Source organism: Streptomyces sp. NPDC006879 (genome assembly GCF_042869595.1).
In the GTDB taxonomy this organism is placed as follows: Bacteria; Actinomycetota; Actinomycetes; order Streptomycetales; family Streptomycetaceae; genus Streptomyces.
In genome coordinates, this window is the sequence record NZ_JBIAGC010000017.1 from 79,739 (window position 1) to 96,869 (window position 17,131).

Here is a 17,131-nt window from a genome sequence, read left to right on the forward strand (position 1 = left end):
GCTCACTGTGGAACCTACTGCTCCGGCTGGAGCTTCCGTTGCTCGGCCAGCGAGAGAGCCTCCGCCAGGTCCGGCCAGTCCATCTCCTTCATCAGGAATCGCGCGGTGGTGACGAACAACTTGTGGCGAGCCGGGTCGTCCTCCAGCCTCTCGACTACCTGGGCCAGTACATAGGCCGTGCGCATGGCGTTCGTCTGTGCATCCTCGGCCCTTCCAACGAATGGCAGGATGTGTGTGTTGAACTCGTCCCACGCGATCAACTGGTGCCCTTCGCGGTGGCGTTCGAGCCACCATGCTCGCGCCGTGTCCGCATCGCCGAGCACCTTGTCTCGCATGTATGAGACACGGGACTCGTACAGCTCGTGATGGAGCTGCTGATCGCGCAAGGCATCCTCGTATGCCTGGGCACGTGCTGCGGCTTCGCCTTCCAGCCGGAGAACGAGGCGGGCCTTGATCTCTATCGGCCACCTCGCGTCCACCTGCCGCCACTCAGATAGCTCCAGCGCGAGCGCGCTCTGCGCTTCTTCGAGTTGTCCTGGCAGATATTCGCGGGTAATTTGCGATGCGTTCCTCTCCAGAGCCATTCGCGCAGCCGCGCGCACAAGGGCACGCTTCTGGCCTGGCGTGCCGGAAGCGATACGGCAGTGCAGCACACCGCTGACCGTGTAGGCCACGCCCCAGAGCTTCGTCGGCCACGTAGTGGAAATCCGGTGACGAAGACGTCGGCGCAGCCCGAAGTACGCCATCACTCGCCTGATGCTTTCTCACGTTCGTGAGTCCTGATGATCACTCGCCGGTACACCTCACCCCAGAACGAATCCTGGAAGTCGGAATCCCGCGCGAAGAATCGCTGCAGACCGCTGCGATGGATCCGGGGTTCATACACCTCGGACATGAGGTCGACCAGGAGCTCCGAGGGCAGCCCACCGTTCTCGGCCTCGGCGCCCCATGCGCCGAGCTGTTCATCTGCCGCACTCTGAGATTCCTCGTCCTGGAGCAGTTGCTGCCAGGCCCGTACGAAGCGCTGCCTGCCCTCAGGGCTGTTTGTCGTGTTCAGAAGAAGCCGCGTGCCTTCATCGCTGGCAGCCAGAGAAAGGAAGGCGACCAGACCGTGCTTCTTTGCCGGGTCCTCCGTCAACCACGTATCGAGGGCCTTGGCTACTTCGGCCGGGTTGATCTGTGCAAGCCGTCGAAACGTATCCACCATGGGGCGCGAGGGGTACTGAGCGTGCACGGCTGCCCTGGCCAGCCGCGTCATGGCGATGGCTGGCTGGCGGACAGCAAGTTCTCCGCCACAGACCTGCGTGACCAGATCGACCATTGTCGACGACGGCTTGCCGAGCATCCATCGGTACAAGCGTTCCCGGACATACTTACCCAGGGCCGGGTCGAGTGCCGCCGTGGTGAGTGCTTCTACCGCCAGTGGCATTCGGCGCTCGGATACCTCCTTGGCGATTCCGTCGATAATGCTGTTGTCGTGCAGTTCCCGTGACAGTTCGAGGAGTGAGTCGACAGCGATACGCGCATCGTCGTCAGGAATTGCCTGGTGGGCTACGACGGAAACTGCCCATGAACGCAGCAGATTCCGCTGGGTCGGAAACTCTTCCCACAAGTGCCTGAGGATGGCGGGTGCCAGATCGTGCTTGTCCTGCGCATGGTACGCCCGATCCCCGCTGGGTGTAAGGGTGGCGGCTTTGAGGCGGTGACTGGACGTGGCATCCGCGAGAACGTTGAGAGGCTCGCGTGTGAAGCTGAGCTTTTCAAGAAGCAAGTCGGCAGCGTGGAGTACGGACTGCTTCCTGCCTCCGTGGAGCAGCGCGCCTGCCCATACGGTGGCTCGTGTGGATACGAGCTCCGGCTCTCCGGGGAGCCCGAGTTTCGCCGGGGTGAGCAGGGAGTTGATGTGAGTGTTCCACCCGCGGAACTCGTCGATGATGCTGTTGTCGTTCTCCTTCGCCTCGTAGACAATGCGAGCGAGCCGTCGGGCCTCTTGAGCGGGTGGGTTGGAAAGCCAGATATCCTTGTACGTCTCCTCGTTCAGCCAGGCGATGCGATGCTCTGCACCGAGCAGGCGTAGTTCTTGACACGCCAGAGGCTTCGCATGCGGTGACGAGTGCTTGACCATGACGTGGCGGGTTTCTTCGGCCCATACTCCATGCCATTCGTCTGGCGTGGTGAGGACCACCAGATAGCAAGCGCTCTTTGTTCCGTCACTTCCGTGGTTGAGCAGTCCCTGACCGAAGCGGGGTCCCGGCTGCTGTTGCTGCATGTCCGAGAGGTCGAGGATGTATCCGTGGCCAGCCCTAGCCGGCAGTTTTTTGGCGTCGGGCTTCGACCACTCAGGCTCGAGATCCACGATAGGCAACGGCGCGGATGCCACGGTCATCAGCAAGCGCAGGGCAGCGGTGCGTCGTCCTGTTCCCGGCGGCGCACAGAGAACGACTACCCCCTGCTTCCTGAGTACGGATTGGGCCTGTTCCCACTCGGCGGTATTCCGCGGCGGGACGAAACGATCATCGGCGCACACGGCGAGATCCGCGGGACGCACGGGCTGCTGCCGCACGAAATCTCCGCCATAGAAGTGCTGGTTCTCTGCCTGGTAACCGACGCCATGAGCGGCCACCTGCTGGAGGTGAACTCCTGCGGCGTCCGGTACGGGGAATGAGGGAGGATCGGTCAGTGGAGGGGCCTCCCAGTCGCTTGGATCGGCCTCGGATTCCGCAGCCCCGGACGAGGCGGTGACCGCCGCACCCTCTTCACCGCCAGGCGAGTGGGGTGACACGGGCGCAGACGGTACGTGGACAGCCGCACGGCTATCCGCCTTAATATTTTCTTCCTGCGGGGATGCAGGCTGGGCTTCGTAACCCGGGACCGGGCTGTACCGTTCCTCGGGCTCGGCGGCGGGGGTTGGGACCGCCACCGTCGGGGGTGCGCCGATCGGCGTCTCCGCGCCTGCTTGCGTGAATGCGGCGTCGCGTGAACGGCTGTTGCGACCCAGCCAGTCGGCCCAAGGACGGTGGGGTGTTGGGTGGGGAGAAGGGGCTTCCCGAGCAGGGGTGGGCTGGTGTGCGGGCCCGTCGGCGGACGACTGAGGAGGCTCGGCCGGGTCTTCAGGCTCTCCTGTCAGAAAAGGATTGTCGGTCAACGCGGGTCTCCCGTGCCGTAAAAGTACTGGTTCTGCGCCTGGTTATTTCGGTTGCCGAGCTGGACGAAAGACGGTGCTGACGCGGGCCGTGCTTCCTCTTGCTGCGCTTCCTGAGCAGAGGAGGAAAAGGCCGAAGTGTGCTGCTCCGGGACCTCGAACAACGACCGATCCGCAAGACCCCAATCGAGGCCGGGAACGTGCAGCCAGGCAGGCTGGGCGAACTTCTTGGCCCTGGCGATGCTCTGTGCAAAGTCATCAGAGATGGTGGCGCCTGTGTCGAGTCCGCTCTGGAAGACGTCCTCATACACACGCTGCGAGATGATCATCACCGTGTTCGTGCGCTGAGGATTGGCATTTTTGAGGAGGTTCCGGAGCTTCTCGTCGTCGAGAAGACGATGGGTTTCGACCATGGGAACGCCCAGCCCCGATGAGGGCAGTGGACCGACATGGACACTGACTCGCAGTTGCAGCACGCTCTTGCCGGCATGCTGCCTTCTGTAATCGTGCAAAACGTCGCTCAGGGCTCCCGGGAAGCATCCCACCAGGGCCGGCAAGACTTCGGGGTCCAGGCCGGCGACGTACCCGTCACCCGTGTGCTGCGGGAAAGCCCGCTGTTCCCAGCGCGCACTGAGGCCGATGGCGGACAGGGCCTGTGCGAGCACTTGCTGGATGTCCGCGTTGATCTCCTGCATGCGTTTGCTGGTGTGCGAGCTGAAGTCCTTGGCATCAACCGCAAGGACAGCCCGGTAGGGCCACAAGGGCTCCCAGGAAGGTGCCATTGGTGTGTCCTCCTCTTGTTGCGGTGGTCGAAGCCACTGTGGCGGTGAACGCGGCGGGATACCGTCCAGCTTTGGACGGTACGAAGGTGATGTGGGTCACGGTGAAGCTGGTGGGTGCTGTCACCCCTCGGACAGCTTGGTGAGGGCTGCGCTGTCCCTGACCACCAGACGCTCCCGGCCCAGCTCGAGGACACGGGCATCATGAAGCTCTCGTAAGACGGCCATCGCTGACGAGCGGCTCATCGAAGCCATCGCTGCCAACTCGTCTCGGGACATCCCGAGCCGGAGGACGACCGTCCCGTCATCCGCACTTTCGCCGACTTCCGTGACCAGGTACTCAATCACCCGGGCCACCCGGGCTTGCGGCGACAGCCTCGTCAACGCGGTGCGGAGCTGCTCGTTCTCGTGCATGCGCTGAACGGTGAGTCGATACACGGTCGGGTTGAGGCCGTGACGGTCGATGTATCCCCGAAACGCGTGTGCGGGAAGGACGTACCCGACGCATTCGGAGACCGCCTTCACGGAGGCCGATCGAGGCTTGTCGAGGAGTGCGCCGATCTCGCCCAAGACCTCGCCCTGGCCGCGCAGCGCTAGAGGTGTCTCCGTCCCGTCTCCCGCCAACTGGACGATCTTGACGATTCCGTCAGTCAGGGCGATGACGAAGTCAGGTGACTCTCCCTGGTGAAAGAGCCATGTGGCTCGCGCGTAGCGGCGCCTCTGTCCTCGGTGCAGTAAGTCATTCCAGGCGGCATCCGATACCAGATGACGAAAATTCACTTCATACCCCAGAGGCGTCGCTCACCCTATTGCGGCCGAGGCGCCAATCACCGCGCAACCCGTCACCGCTAGCAGCAGGGAGAGCTGTACTCGACGGTGCTTGGTCCAGGCGATCTCACTCATGACGACGATCTGCCGTGACAGCGCGGACAACGCGGAGCCCGAGCGCAGAGCAGCTTCCAGGGTCTCGGGCTCGAAGTGGCGGAGATGCCCGAAGAACAGGTAGTCGTCGTCTGGGCCAGGTCCTCTGCGCTCCAACCGCAGGTTGGGGGCCACCGCAGCGGCGGCCAGAAGCGCACCGCAGAGAAGGATGCACCCACCCGTCCACAGCAGCACTTGGCCGGCCATGGACCGTGCGTCGACTCCGCGGCCCGAGGCGGCCAGTACCCCGAGCAGGGCGAGCACGGTTGACTGGAGGCTGAGAGCGATGGACGCCTTTGTGTCCGCCTTGCCTGTCGAATCGGCCAATGCCGCCTGGATCTTCCAGGCCGTTTCCAGCGGGTCGGCGGCCACCCCTGCCTCCTCCTGGCTTGCAGCTGAACTGCGGTGATTCGCCCCCAGGATCCGCTACGGACCCCCTCGGCACATCCGTCACCGGGTGAGTTGGCTGAAAATGGCCAGCCTCTTCGTTCTCTCTGGGGTCTGCAGCTCGCCAAGGTGCTTTCCGGCCGGGAGACCCGGGCGGCACCGAGATCGTCGCTACAGCCGTTCTCCCCACGTGGGCAATCACCTGAACAGAAGAACTTGACAGGGAAGAGGGCGAGCAGTACGCAGATGCCCATGTCGATGCCGATCGGGAAGACCAGGGAGAAGGACCCGAAGCCCTTCTTCTCGGCCAGTGCGCGCACCGCGGCGTACGAGCCGGCGAAGCCGATGCCGGCGATGACGACGGCACCCGCGACGACGACCCCGATCAGAATGCGGTGCGTACGAGTCAGCTGCATCGCGGCCACCCGCGATCCCCTCCCACTAGCGACGATGAGGCGGAGACTACTGGGCTGGCGCCGGTCGTCCGCCTTCGAGCTACTTGTTCGCGGCTGCCACCGCTGCCACGACCTCCTGGGCTGCCCGCTGGGCGTCCTTCAGGAGGGTCGACGGGTCCGGCGCCTTGGCGCCCTCGTAGGAGGCGCCGTTGTAGTCGAGGGTCACGACCACGTTCTGGGCGCGTGCCACGACGGTCTGGTTGAAGAAGTCGACCGTCTGCTTCGTCTTGTACGCGACGGTGGTCGCCTGGTCGCCGATGCCCGTTGCCGGCTGCGACTTCACGTCGACCGCCCCCTCGGTGGCGCTGGCCGCCGCGACCTGCTTGGCGAACTGCTCGGCGGCGCGCTCGTTGCCGCTGCCCAGGGACTCCTCGGAGTCGTAGCGGGTGAGGGACACCGCGAGCCAGCGGTACTTGGATCCCTTCAGGCCCTCGTCGGCCAGGCCGTGCCAGGAGCAGCTGCCACGGCTGGACAGGTCGTTGGACTTGGCGCCGCTGCCGTCCTTGTCCTTCGCGTTCGGCACGAGCTCGCCGGTGGTCTTCTGGGAGATGGTGCGGCAGGGCTCGGGCAGCTTCGCGTAGGTGGCCTCTTCCAGGGTCGGGGAGGGCTTGACGCTGGGCGCTTGGGAGGTCGCGGAGGCCCCGTCCGCGGATTTCTTGCCGTCCTTGGAACCGGTGCCGCCCTGCGCTGAATCGGAGTCCGAGGAGCAGCCCACGGCGAGAAGCATCACCGGGACCGCGGCGGCGGCGAGGAGACGGGTAAACGGGGCGGCTGACCGGTGCGATCCGTGCGATCGGTGCATGATTCCTTCACTCGTGTGGCGGCGGGACCACGCCACGGTAGCTCCCATTCCGTCTGTGTCGCAGTCCGGGCGGACCAGGTTGCGTTCCGGCTCTGGACGGTTACTCGTCGAAGCGTCCGGCGAGTGCCTGCGCCAACTTCACTGCGGCCTGCTGGGTTTCGACGCCGTCGGGAGCGGTGGCGGGTGCGGTCGGTTGGATGGTGTAGGTCACCGTCACGATCACGTTCGATGAGCGGAACACCACATGTACCTTCCGGGACTGGGTGGTGGGTCCGACCGGGGTGAGCCGGTCGTCCAGGAAGCCCTCTTCGCCGAGGTCCTCCAGGAGGCGGGAGCCGAGGGCCGCCGGCGCGCCGGTGGTCGTCGTCGGGCTCGGGGACCTGCTGGTGGTCGTGGTTGGCGTGCCGCTCGAAGCCGACGGGTTGGCGGATGCGGAGGGGCGTGCGGTCGGGCTCGTCGCGCCGGAGCTGCCTTGCTGGTCGGCAGGGGTCTGCGGCACCTGGGCGGTGGTCAGCTGCCGGGTGTACACCTGGCGGGCCTTGTCGTCGTCGCTGACCCCGCGGTCGTAGGAGACGACCCGCTCGTAGCCGAGGTAGAGCAGTCGGGTGGCTTCCGGGGCCTGGGCCTTCCAGCGGCAGCCCACCCGGCGGTCCCCGTCGTAGGAGGGGTCGGCGTGGCCGGTGTAGAGCCGGTCTCGTTGTTCGGCGGTGAGCTCGGGGTCCGTCGGCAACAGTGCCTTGAGTTGGTCCGGTGAGGGGGAGCCGCAGGGTTCGGGCAGGGTCTGGTACTTGCCGGGCGGTGCGGCCACCGGTTTCCCGTCCGATTTCGAGTCGGTGTTTCCACTGCCGTCCGCGGAGCCGCTGGTGCATCCCGTGAGCGCCACCAGGAGCAGGGGCCCGAGGGCCGCGAGGGACCGGAAGTACGTCTTTCGCTGCACGTCGTGCGGCTCCCTTCGAGCAGGAAATGCGGTTGCCGCGCTGGTGCGGCGGGTGGACACAATGTCTATCGCACGCACCGCTGATGACGCCGGTCCGCTGACCTACTTGCGGATATGAGCAAGGCTTTTTGCGTTTTCATACTTTTCGGGGGAATGGGGCAGTTATGTCATATGTCGAGGTGCCGGGCGCGAAGGTGCCGATCCGTATGTGGGCCGACCCGTCCACGGTGGAGGACGTCGCCATGAGGCAGTTGCGCAACGTGGCGACCCTGCCCTGGATCAAGGGCCTGGCGGTCATGCCCGACGTCCATTTCGGCAAGGGCGCCACCGTGGGCTCCGTCATCGCCATGCAGGGCGCGGTCTGTCCGGCCGCGGTCGGCGTCGACATCGGGTGCGGCATGTCCGCGGTACGGACCTCACTGACCGCCGAGGACTTGCCCGGCGACCTCTCCCGACTGCGCTCCAAACTCGAAGAGGCCATCCCGGTGGGGCGGGGTATGCACGCCGAGGAGGTGGATCCGGGCCGGCTCCACGGTTTCCCCACGGCCGGCTGGGATGACTTCTGGGGGCGCTTCGACTTCGTGGCCGAGGCCGTCAAGTTCCGACGTGAGCGAGCCGCCAAGCAGATGGGAACCCTCGGATCGGGCAACCACTTCATCGAGTTCTGCCTGGACCAGGACGGCACGGTCTGGCTGATGCTCCACTCCGGCTCCCGCAACATCGGCAAGGAGTTGGCCGACCATCACATCGGGGTGGCCCAGAAGCTCCCGCACAACCAGGACCTCGTTGACCGGGACCTCGCCGTCTTCGTCGCCGGCACACCGCAGATGGCGGCCTACCGCGAGGACCTCTTCTGGGCCCAGGAGTACGCGAAGTACAACCGCGCCATCATGATGAGCCTCTTCAAGGAAGTGGTGCGCCGCGAGTTCCGCAAGGCGAAGGTCACCTTCGACCAGGAGATCAGCTGCCACCACAACTACGTCAGCGAGGAGCGGTACGACGGGATGGACCTGCTGGTCACCCGCAAGGGCGCCATCAGTGCCGGGGCGGGGGAGTGGGGGGTGATCCCCGGGTCCATGGGTACCGAGTCCTACATCGTCCGTGGACTGGGCAACGAGAAGTCGTTCAACTCCGCCTCGCACGGAGCCGGCAGGCGGATGAGCCGCAACGCCGCGAAGCGGAGGTTCACGGCGAAGGACCTGGAGGACCAGACGCGGGGTGTGGAGTGCCGCAAGGACTCCGGCGTCGTGGACGAGATTCCGGCCGCCTACAAGCCGATCGGGCAGGTCATCGAGCAGCAGAAGGACCTGGTGCAGGTGGTCGCGAAGCTCAAGCAGGTCGTCTGCGTCAAGGGCTGAGGTGCCCGCGGTGGCCGCGTCGGGCCGGCGGTCCCCGGACCGCTCGCCCCGAGGCGGCCACCGGGATGTGCGCCCCCGTGCGAGGACCCCGTGGCGGTCTTAGGGTTGAGGTGGGTCCCGACTTCGGTGGGCAGCCGCCACCAGTACCGCACACTCCTACACGCCGATCCGCACCAGGAGGACATCCGTCATGTCCACTGCATCTGAAACCCCGGTCCTGGACACCCTCGCCGCCATGACGGGCGACTCGATCGACCGGTGCGGGCTCGCCCCGGACATGCTGCTGCTCACGCGGATCGCGGCGCTCGCGGCCTCGGACGCTCCGCCGATCTCCTACGCGGCCCACATCGACCCCGCCCTCAAGGCCGGACTCACCGCAGAACAGTTGCAGGACGTCCTCGTCGCCATCGCGCCCATCGTGGGCACCGCCCGCGTCATGACGGCCGCCGGCAACATCGCCAAGGCGCTCGGCATCGCCATCGCCGTCGCGGAGGCCGAGGTCGAGGCCCACGGCTGAGGGCGCTCCCGCCCTCCGGCCACATGGTGGGCGCTGCGCACCCGTGCAGGTCGCGGCGCCCACCGCGGACGTTGCGGCGGACGCTAGGGCCGCCGCGTCAGTTGGAGCCTTCGCCAGGTAGGAGCCCTCGATGTTCGAGCACGCGACCACGGCCATGCGGGCGGCGCCCGACGCCACCCGCGAGGAGCGGGCCGCACTCGGGAAGGAGGCCCGGCGCCGCACGCCGCGATCGAGCCACGCGGAGTACCGCCCGTCTCCCGATCGACCGGATCCACTGGCGATCCTCCAGGAACAGTCGGCGGCACGGGTGCCGGAACTCGTACCGATCCGCTACGGCCGCATGACGCAATCCCCTTTCCGCTTCTACCGGGGCGCCGCCGCGATCATGGCTTCCGACCTGGCGGGCACCCCACGTTCGGGACTCACGGCCCAACTGTGCGGGGATGCACACCTGCTGAACTTCCGTCTGCTGGCCTCGCCCGAACGGCAGTTGATGTTCGACATCAATGACTTCGACGAGACCCTGCCGGGCCCCTGGGAGTGGGACGTAAAACGACTGTCGGCGAGCCTCGTGATCGCGGGCCGGGCGAACGGATTCGCCGATGCCGAGCGTGCCCGGATCGTGAGCGCCACCGTGCGTTCGTACCGAGAGTCGATGATCCGTTTCGCGTCGATGGGCAACCTCGACGTCTGGTACGCGAAGATCGACGCCGGCCTTATGGAGGCCGCAGCCACGAGCAGGCTCCACCGGCGCGCGCAGAAGAGGATGGCCCGCGCCATGGCCAAGGCCCGTACGCGCGACAGCCTGCAAGCCTTCGACAAGCTCACCGAGGTGGTGGACGGACGGCCCCGGATCGCCCCGGACCCCCCGTTGCTCGTTCCGATCGGGGACTTGCTTCCGGACGTCGAACGCGGTGTGCTCGAAAGCCAGTTGCGTGGTCTGATCGAGCGGTACGGCCGTACGTTGGCCACCGACCGCCGCCTCCTGCTGGCGGACTACCGGTTGACGGATGTCGCCCGCAAGGTGGTCGGCGTGGGCAGTGTGGGTACCCGGTGCTGGATCTTCCTGCTGCTGGGCCGGGACGATCAGGACCCGCTCTTCCTTCAGGCCAAGGAGGCCGACGCCTCGGTGCTCGCCCAACACGTCGGCGTGAGCCAGTACCGCAACCAGGGCGAGCGGGTGGTCTCGGGCCAGCGGTTGATGCAGGCCACGAGCGATATCTTCCTCGGCTGGGAGCGGGTGGACGGCATCGACGGCAAACGGCGCGACTTCTACGTCCGTCAGCTGCGCGACTGGAAGGGCATCGCCACGCCGGAGCGGATGCGGCCGGAGGACATGCAGGCGTTCGGTGAGCTGTGCGGGGTCACGCTGGCTCGTGCGCACGCGCGGTCCGGTGACCGGATGGCGATCGCCGCCTACCTGGGCAAGGGCGACCCCTTCGACCGGGCGCTGGTGGTGTTCGCCGAGGCGTACGCCGACCAGAACGAGCGTGACCACCAGGTGCTGGTCGACGCTGTGCGTGAGGGCCGGTTGCCCGCCCAGGAGTTGCCCGAGGGGTGAACCGGGGGCGCCCGGACATCAGCCTTCCGGCGGGGCGGCGAGCTCCGGGTGGTCGGCGAGGAGTTCGTCGGGTGCCGCCTGACGCCAGGAGTCGGTCAGGATGTCGCGGAGTTCCCCGGCGTCCTCAAGGGCGGCGAGCCGGACCCGCACCCAGGCGGAGGCGGCTTCGTGGGCGGCCACCCAGAACTTGCCCGGCTCGGCCAGCACGAGCTCTTGGCGCTCCAGTTTCGGACAGCGCACCGCCATCGAGGTCTCGTCCTCGGGGAGGGTGGCGAACATCTTCCCCGCGACCCGGAAGGTGGGCATGGACCAGGCGATCTTCTCGGTGGTCCGGGGGAGCGCGAGGGCGACGGCCCGGACGTCTGCGGACGTGATCATGTCTCGAAGGTACGGGAGGCCTCGTTGACCGTGGGCGGGTGGGGCTTCGTCGCGCGGTAGGCCTACACATGGCCTCCAGTCATCGTGGTCTCCAACAGGCCTTGTCTGCAAGGGGGTTGACGCAGCTTTTGGTCTAGACCAAGGTGGGCGCCATGTGGAGACCCCGGGTACCAGTCGCCCTTCTCGCGCCCCTGCTGATGACCGTCGGCCTCGCCGCCCCCGCCACGGCGGAGGCCAGCGCCCGTCATCGACCGCTACCACCGGTCGTCTCCCGGGTGCCCACTGAGAAGCCGGTGGTCTTCCTCACCATCGACGACGGCTGGTACCACGACCCCGAGGTGGCCCGGCTGCTGGTGGACGAGCGCATCCCCGCCACACTGTTCCTCCTGCCGGCCGCGACCGGCTACGACACCGGCTACTTCACGAACCTCACCGAGCAGGGCCGGATCAAGGTGGAGAACCACACGGTCAACCACCCCGACCTGACCACCCTCGACGACGCTGCTCAGCGTGCCGAGGTCTGCGGCGCGCGCGAGCAACTCGCCGACACCTTCGGCCGCCGGACGAAGGTGCTGCGCCCCCCTTACGGCAGCTACGACGACTCGGTGCGCCGGGCCGCCCGGGCGTGCGGGGCCAAGGCCGTGGTCACCTGGACCCATGACCTCACCACCTGGAGCGAGCCGCCGCCGACCCCGCGGCTGAAGGCGGGCGACATCGTGTTGCTGCACTTCACCCCCACCCTGGCCGAGGACCTGGGCCGCGCGTTGCGGGCGGCGGAAGAGGCCGGCCTCAAACCGGCCCCGCTGCTGCCGCACCTGCGCCGGGCCGGCCTGGTGTAGGAGCCGTCCGAACGGGCGGCGGGGGCGCACCCAACTTCCGGTACGCCCCCGCCACCCCTACCCCGCTCCCGCTCCGCCCCCTCCACGGGCGGGCTCGGGTCAGCGCTTGGTGCCGTCGACGATCAACGGGGTCCCGTTCCCGTTGCCGCAAGGCACGGTGTACACCGCGTTCTTCGTCGCCGCCTCCTTGAAGGCTTCGATGCACTGGTTCAGCAGCACCTTGTCCGTCAGCGAGGCGTTGAGGATCTTGTTCGCCTTGGCGATGCCCTCGGCCTCGATCCGCCGCCGCTCGGCCTCCGCCGTTGCGGTACGAGCCGCTTCGGTGGCCCGCTCGGTCGACTGCTGCTGCTGGATCTTGCGGTCGATCTGCTCCTGGAGCTGGTCCGAAGGCTTCACGTTCCGCAGGTTGACCGTGGTCACGTCGATGCCGCGGGGGGCCAGCCGCTCCTTGATCAGCTTGCCGATCTCGGAGTTGATCTGCTCGCGGCCCGAGGTGTAACCCTGCTCACTGGTGTAGCGGGCGAAGACGTTGCGGACGATCTCCCGGCTGTCGGGGAAGACCAGCCGCTGCTGGATGGCCTGCTCGCTGCCCGCGAGCCGGTAGAGCTCCACGGCCTTCTCGGGCTGCACCGCCCACTTCACGGTGATCTCCACGTACATCACGCCGCCTTGGTTGGAGCGCACCTCGACCACGTCCTTGTCGGAGAGGTTGAGGTCGACCGGGCGGGTCGAGAAGGTCGTGACGTCGGTGAAGGGGGACTTGAGGTGCATGCCGGACCGCAGCGGCGAGCCCACCTTGCCGAAGGTGACCGGCACTCCCACCTCGTAGGCGCTCACGACGTAGACGAAGCTGGCGGTGCCAAAGAGGGCGGAGACGACCAGAGCGCCCACGGCGCCGACCTTCAGCCTGCCCGGGCCGCCGCGGCGCGCGAGGACGAACATCACTATGGCGGCGATGGCCAACACGACAGACAGGAACAACATCGAGTACCCCCCGAGGGCGACGAGAACGTAGCAGCGAGCGCACGTGGGCAACGAGGGGAAGGGGTCCGTGCTCGTTCGTCGTGCGGCCGGGGAGCTAGGGGCGCCCCGGCTGCTGTCGTTCTGGATCCTGTCAGGGCGGGCCGGTCAGGTCACTGCCGTACCTCGGCAATCTTCAGGCTCCTTGAGGCCCTCGGACCTCGGGACGCGCGGACGATGCCAGCAGCGGGAGTGCCTGAGGGGGGAACCGGCGCGGGGCTTGGACCCGTACCGTTCGGCGGCTCGGCAGTAACAGAAGCAGGAGAGGCGGCCGTTGGGCCCACCGAGGGCGGCGGGCCCAGGTGCCGGTCCGTCGTGGTGCCCGCAGGACGGCTGGTGCGCTGGATCAGAGCTCGCGGTGCACCTTGGAGTTGGAGGCCTGGGCGCGGGGACGGACCACGAGTAGGTCGATGTTCACGTGGCTGGGCCGGGTGACCGCCCAGGTGACGGTTTCTGCGACGTCCTCGGCCGTCAGGGGCTCGGCCACCCCCGCGTACACCTTGGCTGCCTTCTCCCGGTCGCCCCGGAACCGGGTGACCGCGAACTCCTCGGTCCTGACCATGCCGGGGGCGATCTCGATGACCCGCACCGGCTGGCCGACGATCTCCAGACGCAGCGTTTCGGCGAGTACCCGAGCGCCGTTCTTGGCCGCGACGTAACCGGCGCCGCCCTCGTAGGTGGCGTGGCCCGCCGTCGAGGAGAGCACCACCACGGTGCCGTCGCCGCTCGCGGTCAGGGCGGGCAGCAGGGCCTGGGTGACGTGCAGCGTGCCGATGACGTTGACCTCGTACATGGTGCGCCAGTCGGCGGGGTCGCCGGTGGCGACGGGTTCGGCGCCGAGGGCGCCGCCCGCGTTGTTGACCAACACGTCGACGGAGGACGAGCGCCGGAGCTCAGCGGCGAAGGCGTCCACGGCGGCGCGGTCGGTGACGTCGAGGGCGTGCGCGGTGGCCCGGTGGCCGGCGGCGGTGATCTCCGCGGCGAGGTCCTCGATGCGGTCCTTGCGCCGGGCGGTGAGGACCACGTGGAACCCGGCGGCGGCGAGCTGCCGGGCGGTGGCCGCGCCGATCCCGCTGCTGGCGCCCGTGACGACTGCGGTGCGGGGGGCGTGGGCGGGCGCGGTCATCGGATGCTCCTCGTGAGGTACGGGCCGGCTGGGCGGGGTGAGGGGCCGGGGCCGGCCCCACTCCTGTGATCAGCTGATCGGGCGGTACGGCCAGCATAGGTGGGGGGCGTGGCAAGGCGGCGGGGCGCCTACCGGGTGGTCGCCGGCGACGAGGGGAACAGCGGGAGTGGTCGTGGCCGTCCTCGCGGCTCCGGGTGCATCCGGGTGACCACGTCGCCCGACGGGTGCGTTCTTGCGATGGTCTGACCGCCCGGGTGTCTAGGGTGCGCGCAGAAGCTGTGCCCAGTGGCGAACGCGGAGGTGGTATCGGAATGCGAACCAAGGCAGGCCGGCGCGCGGGATGGACCGCCGTGCTGACGACGGCACTGAGCGTGCTCCTGGTGCTCCCGGCGCAGGCGGCGGGCGGGGACGCGGACGTTTCGTACCACGGACAGGTGGCCCTCACCGAGGACCGGCTCGGGGTCTGGCTGGTGCCGCAGAACAGCGGTCCCTCCGCGGTCCCCAACACCACCGTCCGGCTCCGCTTCACCACGGACCTCGCCGACCGGCAGCGGCTGGAGCCCGGGTGCGCGCGGGTCGGTCCGCGGGTGCTGGTCTGCGAGACGGGGCCGCTCCCGGCGCACGGCTCGGGGCGCCACATCGGTTTGGCACTGCGGCTGAAGGCGAAGCCCTCGGAGACCGTGGTGCGCATCGACACCTGGTGGAACGGCGGAGCCACGGACCGAGACCTACGCAACAACGAGCACGCGGTGCTCGCCTTGAACACCGGTGACCCGTATGCCTTCTGAACTCCGCAGTTGAAAAAACGGCCCGATTTCTGACGAATCCGCGGCGCCGGCCGCCCTGGCGCAGTTGCACGCCGCCCGGGCGGTCGGCGCCGCGGCCCCGAAACGATCGACCGGAGGGGCCCCGAGGGCCCCGGACAGGCGCGCGACCTGTCGCGCCGTTCCGACGAGGCGCTCGAAGGACTCCCGTCCCACGCGCGCACTCAGGCGGCGGCGCTGCCGAACTCCTCCAGCGCCGCCCGCACGATGGCCTCCAGCCGGGCATGGTGCGCTCCGCGCCAGTAGACCCGCGTGCACCGGGTGCACTGGGCGAAGACCTCGTAGCTGCGCTGGGTGCCCGCTTCGAGGTACTCGCCCACCGCGCCCTTGTCGGCCTCGCGTAGCGGGCCGTTGCACGCGGTGCAGCGGGTCCAGGGGGCGAGCCGCGGCGCGAACCTGCCCAGTACGTCGCGCAGTTGCTCCTCGGGCTGGTCGCTGTAGACGTAGGCGCCAGCCCACAGCTCCCTGCGGCGCAACAGTCCGCGGTCACGGGAGAGCATGACCCGGCGCTCGGTGGCGGAGCGGGTGGCCAGGGCGGCGTCGCCGATGTCCTCGTTCTCGTAGGCGGCGTCCACGCCCAGCAGTCGCAGCCGGCGGGCGAGGGTGCCGAGGTGGACGTCGAGCAGGAAGCGCAGCGGCGCACCGGTTACCCGTTGTGGGCGGGCGATGGCCTCCACCTCGACGGCCTCGCCCGCCCGGGGCACGTGGGAGCTCGACACCTCGTGGCCGTCCACCAGCAGCCGGCCGACCTCGGTCAGCGGGACACCCACCGATTCGACGACGTGGCCGAGGCTGGAGGAGCCGTCGGTCTGGATCGTGGCACCGGCCCGGCGACGCTCCGGTGTGGCGAAGACGTGCAGCCGAGGGTCGATGCTGAGGCGGATCTCCGGTCCCTTCACCCGGCCAGCATGCCACTGGGCGGGGACGGGGGCACATGGGTTTCGGTGGGGTGCCGGGGCGCTTCGCGGGCTGGCGCGACGAGCGGAGGACCGGCCCCACGGGCCGGTCCTCACTGGGTTCGGGATGGGAGTGCGGTCAGCAACCGCCGAAGGCGGCGGCCAAGGCCCCCATCGCGGATCCGTTCAGTGGTGCCGCGATGCGTGGTGCGGGAGCGAGGTGTTCGGTGCCCACAGTGGCGGAGAAGACCTCGCGCCCGTCCTGGCGTGCGGTGACGTGGATCCGGGCGCGGCCGGGTCGGGTCTCGGGCAGGTGCTCGGCGGTGATCCAGCAGGGCATGTCGAGTTCGGCGAACCGGCTGAACGAGACGTCCATGCTGGTGGGTACGGCCATGGTCGGGAAGGGGAGGGCGTGGGCGGCCTGCCGGGCTGCTTCGAGTAACAGTGCACCCGGGATGTGGTCGCAGGGGTGGTCGAAGAGCACCGGGTGGCTGGTGTCGACGCGTAGCTGCCAGCGGCCGGGGTCCTCGGTGGCGGAGAGGGTGACGTCGGCGCTGCGGTCGCGTCCGACCCGGTGAGCGGGCACCGGTAGTGGGAGCGGGACGACTGCGGCGAGGGTGCGTTCGAGGTCGGCGTGCGCGCCGCGCCAGCGGCGGTAGATGGTCGGCGTGTGGGAGCTGAAGCGGGCTTCGGCCCGGCCGAGTTGGACGCCGTCGCGCACCGCGAGCACCTGCATGGACAGCCCGGCGAAGCGGTTGCCGCGGAAGGTGGCCTCACAGTCGAGGTGGAGGGTGATCTCGGCGGGGCGCTCGCCGGTGGCGAGCGCGTCCGGAGTGAGCGTGTAGCGGTAGAAGTCCCAGATCAGGTGGTGGCCGAAAGGCACGTCATAGGCCACGTGGGACAGCAGCGGGAAGGTCTGCCGAACGGTCTCGGCGAGCAGCAGCGGGTCGTGTAGTCGCCCGATCGGGGCGAAGAAGCTGTGGGCTCGGGGCCACTGGGCGGTGATGGTGAAGGAGTCGCTCGCCGTGCGGCGCCACCCCGTGAGCAGAACCTCGGCGAGTGCGGCTTTGTGCACGTACTCGCGGGGAACGGTGGTGGTCAGGTGCGGCAGTTCGGTGGTCGTGCCCGGAGTCGGTGCGAGGACGGTGGGCAGTGGCGTTTCGTACGCGGCGAGCGTCATGTGATCCCC

The 17,131-nt window shown here is 68.3% G+C and carries 17 protein-coding genes and 1 pseudogene; 5 read left to right on the forward strand and 13 right to left on the reverse strand.

Annotated features, from left to right (window positions below; all coding sequences use genetic code 11):
• Positions 1–14 precede the first annotated feature (14 nt).
• From ACFYMC_RS15815 to ACFYMC_RS15850, 8 genes and pseudogenes are all read right to left on the reverse strand, one after another.
• Positions 15–674, reverse strand: coding sequence for a hypothetical protein (locus ACFYMC_RS15815; protein ID WP_388524602.1), 660 nt, complete (start codon positions 672–674; stop codon positions 15–17).
• Positions 675–745: 71 nt separating this feature from the next.
• The gene (locus tag ACFYMC_RS15820) at positions 746–2,623 is read right to left on the reverse strand and encodes a hypothetical protein (protein ID WP_388524605.1); all 1,878 of its coding nucleotides are present in this window, start codon (positions 2,621–2,623) and stop codon (positions 746–748) included.
• Positions 2,624–3,141: 518 nt separating this feature from the next.
• Positions 3,142–3,837, reverse strand: coding sequence for a hypothetical protein (locus ACFYMC_RS15825; RefSeq protein WP_388524608.1), 696 nt, complete (start codon positions 3,835–3,837; stop codon positions 3,142–3,144).
• A gap of 207 nt (positions 3,838–4,044) precedes the next feature.
• The gene (locus ACFYMC_RS15830) at positions 4,045–4,701 is read right to left on the reverse strand and encodes a Crp/Fnr family transcriptional regulator (RefSeq protein WP_123188802.1); all 657 of its coding nucleotides are present in this window, start codon (positions 4,699–4,701) and stop codon (positions 4,045–4,047) included.
• A 21-nt stretch (positions 4,702–4,722) separates the two neighbouring features.
• Positions 4,723–5,214 (reverse strand): Pycsar system effector family protein, encoded by a 492-nt coding sequence (locus ACFYMC_RS15835; protein ID WP_008746294.1) that lies wholly within the window; start codon positions 5,212–5,214, stop codon positions 4,723–4,725.
• 242 nt (positions 5,215–5,456) lie between these two features.
• Positions 5,457–5,654: pseudogene (locus tag ACFYMC_RS15840) on the reverse strand (DUF2637 domain-containing protein); the annotation flags it as partial.
• 70 nt (positions 5,655–5,724) lie between these two features.
• Positions 5,725–6,486 (reverse strand): DUF3558 domain-containing protein, encoded by a 762-nt coding sequence (locus tag ACFYMC_RS15845; RefSeq protein WP_388524612.1) that lies wholly within the window; start codon positions 6,484–6,486, stop codon positions 5,725–5,727.
• Positions 6,487–6,586: 100 nt separating this feature from the next.
• The gene (locus ACFYMC_RS15850) at positions 6,587–7,423 is read right to left on the reverse strand and encodes a DUF3558 domain-containing protein (RefSeq protein WP_388524615.1); all 837 of its coding nucleotides are present in this window, start codon (positions 7,421–7,423) and stop codon (positions 6,587–6,589) included.
• Between the two features lie 164 nt (positions 7,424–7,587).
• On the opposite strand from ACFYMC_RS15850, the gene ACFYMC_RS15855 reads away from it, so the two are divergent.
• The 3 genes from ACFYMC_RS15855 (at position 7,588) to ACFYMC_RS15865 (ending at position 10,859) form a co-directional block, all read left to right on the forward strand.
• Positions 7,588–8,781: an RtcB family protein gene (locus ACFYMC_RS15855; RefSeq protein WP_388524618.1), complete on the forward strand. Its 1,194-nt coding sequence runs from the start codon at positions 7,588–7,590 to the stop codon at positions 8,779–8,781.
• Positions 8,782–8,971: 190 nt separating this feature from the next.
• Positions 8,972–9,298, forward strand: coding sequence for a carboxymuconolactone decarboxylase family protein (locus tag ACFYMC_RS15860; RefSeq protein ID WP_388524621.1), 327 nt, complete (start codon positions 8,972–8,974; stop codon positions 9,296–9,298).
• Positions 9,299–9,428: 130 nt separating this feature from the next.
• On the forward strand, positions 9,429–10,859 hold the full coding sequence (locus ACFYMC_RS15865; protein WP_388524623.1) for a DUF2252 domain-containing protein: 1,431 nt from the start codon (positions 9,429–9,431) through the stop codon (positions 10,857–10,859).
• A gap of 18 nt (positions 10,860–10,877) precedes the next feature.
• Here the strand turns inward: ACFYMC_RS15865 and ACFYMC_RS15870 are convergent, their stop codons facing one another.
• Entirely contained in the window at positions 10,878–11,237 is a 360-nt protein-coding gene (locus ACFYMC_RS15870) for an MmcQ/YjbR family DNA-binding protein (protein ID WP_388524625.1), read from the reverse strand.
• Positions 11,238–11,389: 152 nt separating this feature from the next.
• Here ACFYMC_RS15870 and ACFYMC_RS15875 point away from each other — a divergent pair, with 152 nt between their 5' ends.
• On the forward strand, positions 11,390–12,076 hold the full coding sequence (locus ACFYMC_RS15875; protein WP_388524627.1) for a polysaccharide deacetylase family protein: 687 nt from the start codon (positions 11,390–11,392) through the stop codon (positions 12,074–12,076).
• 99 nt (positions 12,077–12,175) lie between these two features.
• Here ACFYMC_RS15875 and ACFYMC_RS15880 read toward each other — a convergent pair whose 3' ends face one another.
• Entirely contained in the window at positions 12,176–13,060 is an 885-nt protein-coding gene (locus ACFYMC_RS15880; RefSeq protein ID WP_388524629.1) for a prohibitin family protein, read from the reverse strand.
• A gap of 382 nt (positions 13,061–13,442) precedes the next feature.
• Positions 13,443–14,222, reverse strand: a complete 780-nt coding sequence (locus tag ACFYMC_RS15885) for an SDR family NAD(P)-dependent oxidoreductase (protein WP_388524632.1) — start codon at positions 14,220–14,222, stop codon at positions 13,443–13,445.
• A gap of 311 nt (positions 14,223–14,533) precedes the next feature.
• Between ACFYMC_RS15885 and ACFYMC_RS15890 the strand changes: the two genes are divergently transcribed.
• Complete coding sequence (locus ACFYMC_RS15890; RefSeq protein WP_388524635.1) at positions 14,534–15,010, forward strand: hypothetical protein; 477 nt, start codon at positions 14,534–14,536, stop codon at positions 15,008–15,010.
• A gap of 200 nt (positions 15,011–15,210) precedes the next feature.
• Here the strand turns inward: ACFYMC_RS15890 and ACFYMC_RS15895 are convergent, their stop codons facing one another.
• Together ACFYMC_RS15895 and ACFYMC_RS15900 are read right to left on the reverse strand one after the other, a co-directional pair.
• Positions 15,211–15,945, reverse strand: coding sequence for a Mut7-C RNAse domain-containing protein (locus ACFYMC_RS15895; RefSeq protein ID WP_388524637.1), 735 nt, complete (start codon positions 15,943–15,945; stop codon positions 15,211–15,213).
• 136 nt (positions 15,946–16,081) lie between these two features.
• On the reverse strand, positions 16,082–17,122 hold the full coding sequence (locus ACFYMC_RS15900) for a ScbA/BarX family gamma-butyrolactone biosynthesis protein (protein WP_388524640.1): 1,041 nt from the start codon (positions 17,120–17,122) through the stop codon (positions 16,082–16,084).
• Positions 17,123–17,131: the final 9 nt, after the last annotated feature.